Genomic DNA, 4,113 nt, shown 5'->3' on the forward strand with positions numbered 1-4,113 from the left:
CTGCCAGCGTCGCCAGAGCGGCCTCCGAATCTCCCAGGAGTACTTGCGCATAGGCCAGCGTGCGACGTGCCGGATCGCTATCGATGCCGGCGAGGCTTTCCCTGGCCGAGCCTGCAAGATCTGCCGCCTCTGCATTGCGTCCGTTGCGATCCAGTCGATACAGCAGTTGCCACCACAGCTCCGGATTGTTGAACTGCTGCGCCGATGAGCGCATGGCCTCCAGATCCTCGGAAACGCTGTCGGCACCGCTGGTTTCGCCCAGCGCGCGCAACTCCGCAGCGCCTGGCCAGTCCAGCGCGATCGTCGCCTGACCGAGTTGTTGCCAGAGGCCGGCGAACAGGGCATTCAGCGATGCGGGCAGATCTTCTTCGCTGGCGGCGGTTTGTTCCGCGCTCCATCGCGGTGTTGATGAGGCCGAGTCGACAAGTCGCATCCTGAGCGTCCAGCCGCTTTCGTCGTGCGCGATCTCTCCTTCCAGCGCAAGCCTGGCGCCCACCACTTCGAGTACGCGCTGGTGCTGGCGATCAGCCGCGGATGCGTCATAGCCCAGTTCGACTAGTGCGCGGCGCACACGCAAGGGATCAGCACTGCGCAACGCGGATTCGTCACTGAGCCGCACGCCCAGCCACTGGCTGATGCCTGCGGCGAGTTCGCGGTCCCTGGCGTCGTCATCGCTGATCCAGGGCAGCGGCAACAGATCAAGCTGCACGACCTTGGCAACCGCGGCCGCATCAGCATCGACGGGCAAGGTCTGGTTGCGCCAGTACCAGCCGGCGCCGGCAAGCAGGACAAGGCCGAGTGCGAGTGCTGCCCAGCCCAGCCCGCTGCGTTGTTGGCGCGGCCGGCCTTGCAGGCTTCCGCTGTCGATGGCCTTCACCACCGCTTCCGCCGAGCCAATGCGCCGCGAGACGCGAAGTTCCAGCAGCCATGAGCAGAGTTTTACCGCGAAGGGCGGGAGTCCGGGCTCGATGGTGTCTGCAGGAGGCGGATCGCGCACGATGCGCTGGACCAGCATCTCGGCCGGCGTGCCACCACGAAACGGCAGCGTCCCGGTCAGCATCTCGAACAGGATCAGTCCCAGTGCGTAGAGATCACTGCGTGCATCCAGCGGTTCGGCACGGGCCTGTTCCGGGGAAAGATATTCCGGCGTTCCAATGACGACGCCACTGCCGGTGATGCCGGTCTCGCCGGCCGTTCGGGCGACGCCAAAATCGGTGATGCGTACTTCGCCGGTTTCGTCGACCAGCACATTGGCCGGCTTCAGGTCACGATGGATGACCTGGCGACGATGCGCGGCTTCCAGCCCGAGCGCCAGCTGGCGCGTGATATCCAATGCGCGTTCTGGCGTGAACTTGTGTTCGTCACTCAGCATTCGCTCGAGCGATGGACCGGCAACATAGTCCATGCTGATCAGCCAGGCCTGCTCGTGGCGGACAAGGTCATGGATGCGCACAACGTGCGGCGATGACACTTGTCGCGCAAGCAGCAATTCCTTGCGGAATCGTTCGAATGCATCAGGTCGACTGGCCAGTTCCGGGCGCAGCAGCTTCAATGCGACATCGATGTCGAGCTCGATGTCGTGGGCCTGGTAGACAAGACCCATGCCGCCCATTCCGAGGATCCGAATGATGCGAAAACGACCAGCAACGACTTCGCCGGCCGTGAGCTCACGTTGCGCCATCATGCCGGTGACCGTTGCAGCGACCTTGGGATCCGGCTGGAAATCGCGTGTGCCCGCAGTCATGGATTCGTTTCCCGTTGCGGCAACAATCCGGCGCCGGTCCAGTGCGGCGCCGGTCCCATTTCCGCGCTCATGCCGTCAGCGCCCACATTCAGCAGCGCCGAGACCTTGGCCAGGCCGGCCTCGAGTTCCAGGGCCGACATGACGTTGCCTGCCTGCCCGACCAGGGCATCGAGCAATTGCGCATCGAGGTCACTGTATACGCGTTCGGCCTCGTTCGTGTCGGCGTAGACGACGCCCACGACCCTCCCATCATGAACCAGGGGAATCGCCAGCAACGCGCGAATACCGGCGTCGAGCACGCTGGCCTGTTGCATCAGCCAGGCCTGATCGCGCTGGTCGCTTAGATAAACCGGACGACGCGCGCCGATCGCGCGATCGACCGCACTGCGGCTTCCGGAGAATGCATGTCCGACCAGCTCATCGGGTTCGATCGCGTAGCAGGCTCGCACTCGCCAATCGCCATGATTGTCAGTACTGAGCAGGAATCCGCGCCGCGCTTCGGCGACATCGACAATACCGCGCAGCAAGTCGGCAATCAGGCGCTGCGCTTGCGCTCCGTGACGCAGGCGCGAGTTCCAGATCATCGAAGAATGGCGGCGACGATCCTGATCGGCGATGCGCGCCTGCTCGGCAGCCGGGTCGACGATTTCAAAGCGTACGTAGACGTCGCCGGCTGCAAACCACATGCCGTTGAACAGCGGACTGTGTGGTTTTGCGGCTTGGCCGTCGATTCGCGTGCCGTTCTTGGAGCCAAGATCTTCGGCTGTCCACTGGTCCAGGTCGTAGCGTCGCAGCTTCAGGTGTCGGCGCGAGATTGATTCGTGCTGGATGACGACATCAGCCTGCGGATCACGTCCAAGTACGATCTCGGATGCGGTTCCCAGATCGCAAACATGAACCGCTTCGTCGGGAACGTGGATGCTCAGTCGGGCCGTCACCGTCGCGGCACTCAGGGATCGCCGTTGAGGCGACCCAGCAGGAACTTCAGGTGGCCCGAGCGCGAGACGACTTCGCCTTCGAGGTTTTCAAGGTCGCGCGCGCTGCGCCAGCGGTTCGGCAATGCGGGCCCACCCAGGGTGCCGCAGTGCTCATCCATGTCATCCAGGCGTGCAATGGCTTCCGCGTAGTTCCCGGCAGCGAATGCGGCCTGGCTGACGCTGCTGTCGTTTCCGAGGGTGGTGATTGCCGTGGGGCCGATTGCGCCATTGGCGAGCGTGATGCCGAGATCGGCGAACGCGGCCACGGACTCGCTCGCGTAGTCCTGGACCTGGTCAACAACCAGTACGAACTCCGAAAACGTTCCGCCACAACCGCGTGCGCGCACGCTGCCGGGGGTTACTTCAGCCGTGATGTCCCGATAGCTGCCACCAATGGGCGCCTTCATCAATCGATACGGCGATTGTGCATTCCAGACCAGATTGTCGGCGTCGAACTCGGCATCGTAGTCGTCTTCGAATTCGAGCCCGCAGGCGACCGGTGGTTCGATGGTGACGCGAAGCGGCAAGGCCGGATCGATGCTCTGGTTCAGCGGATCGGGCAAGCGGCTTTCCACATCGGCAATGGCCGTAGCATCAAGGATCTCGACGCTGAATCCCACGCAGGGCACGGTGAGATTCAGCAGGCTGCCCGGATTTTCCGGATCCAGATGGAACTCGAGTTCAAAGTCCATCTCGAAATCGGGGCCGCTGTTCGGATCAGGCAGGCAGATGTCAGCCTTGAACTTGCGCCCATCCACGATTTCGGTTTCGACGATGCATGGGCCACCGGCAACAGCGAGGCTGAACGGCGCCAGTGCCGGCATTGCGACCAGCGAGAACAGAAGCAGCAGATTTGCGCGGAGTGTCAGCACGGAATCCTCATGGGCGTTGGGGCATCTTATCGACGATGGCTATCCATATCGAGTCGGCTTCAGCTGCATCGATTGGAAGTCTCCCGCCTGAATCTGGGCCGTGCGGGCTTCCACGTCAATCCGGGGAAACACCCAGACCGGCAGCGGCGAACGGTTTGCGGGCAGGGAGCGAGGAAGCGCGGGTCTCGACCGACATCCGGAATCTGCTGGGGATTCGCAGTGGCTTGCACTGGGTGAAAGTCCTCATGTTGTTCGAGCCTGGCACGCCGTACTGTGGTTGCGTCGCGATTGGCGATGTTTTTGCCGCTCCCTGGAGTCCCCCCATGATGACCTTCCCACCCTTGCGCCGCACGCTGCTGGCCTTTGTCCTTCTGGGCACGCTGGCAAGCGAAGCAGGCGCCCTCACGATTACACGTGAATTCGCTGGCACCTGGTACGACCCTGCGCATTCCGGTCATGGCTTCAATTTCGAAGTCGTGGGCTCTGGCGCCAACAAGAACGTCGTGGCTTCGTGGTACAC

4 protein-coding genes are annotated in these 4,113 nt (G+C 63.0%); 1 reads left to right on the forward strand and 3 read right to left on the reverse strand.

The window, feature by feature from the left end:
- The 3 genes from WBP53_RS15780 to WBP53_RS15790 all read right to left on the reverse strand — a co-directional run.
- On the reverse strand, positions 1–1,744 hold a 1,744-nt coding region (locus WBP53_RS15780), incomplete at its 3' end, for a serine/threonine-protein kinase (RefSeq protein ID WP_423930627.1).
- Complete coding sequence (locus WBP53_RS15785; protein WP_423930629.1) at positions 1,741–2,682, reverse strand: GAF domain-containing protein; 942 nt, start codon at positions 2,680–2,682, stop codon at positions 1,741–1,743. The genes WBP53_RS15785 and WBP53_RS15780, both read right to left, overlap by 4 nt.
- Before the next feature lie 11 nt (positions 2,683–2,693).
- Positions 2,694–3,593, reverse strand: coding sequence for a DUF6689 family protein (locus WBP53_RS15790; RefSeq protein ID WP_423930631.1), 900 nt, complete (start codon positions 3,591–3,593; stop codon positions 2,694–2,696).
- 323 nt (positions 3,594–3,916) lie between these two features.
- Here WBP53_RS15790 and WBP53_RS15795 point away from each other — a divergent pair.
- Positions 3,917–4,113 (forward strand): hypothetical protein (locus WBP53_RS15795; protein WP_423930633.1); only part of this gene is annotated, 197 nt, incomplete at its 3' end.

Origin of the sequence: Dokdonella sp. (assembly GCF_049593775.1) — a bacterium.
Lineage (GTDB): Bacteria > Pseudomonadota > Gammaproteobacteria > Xanthomonadales > Rhodanobacteraceae > Dokdonella.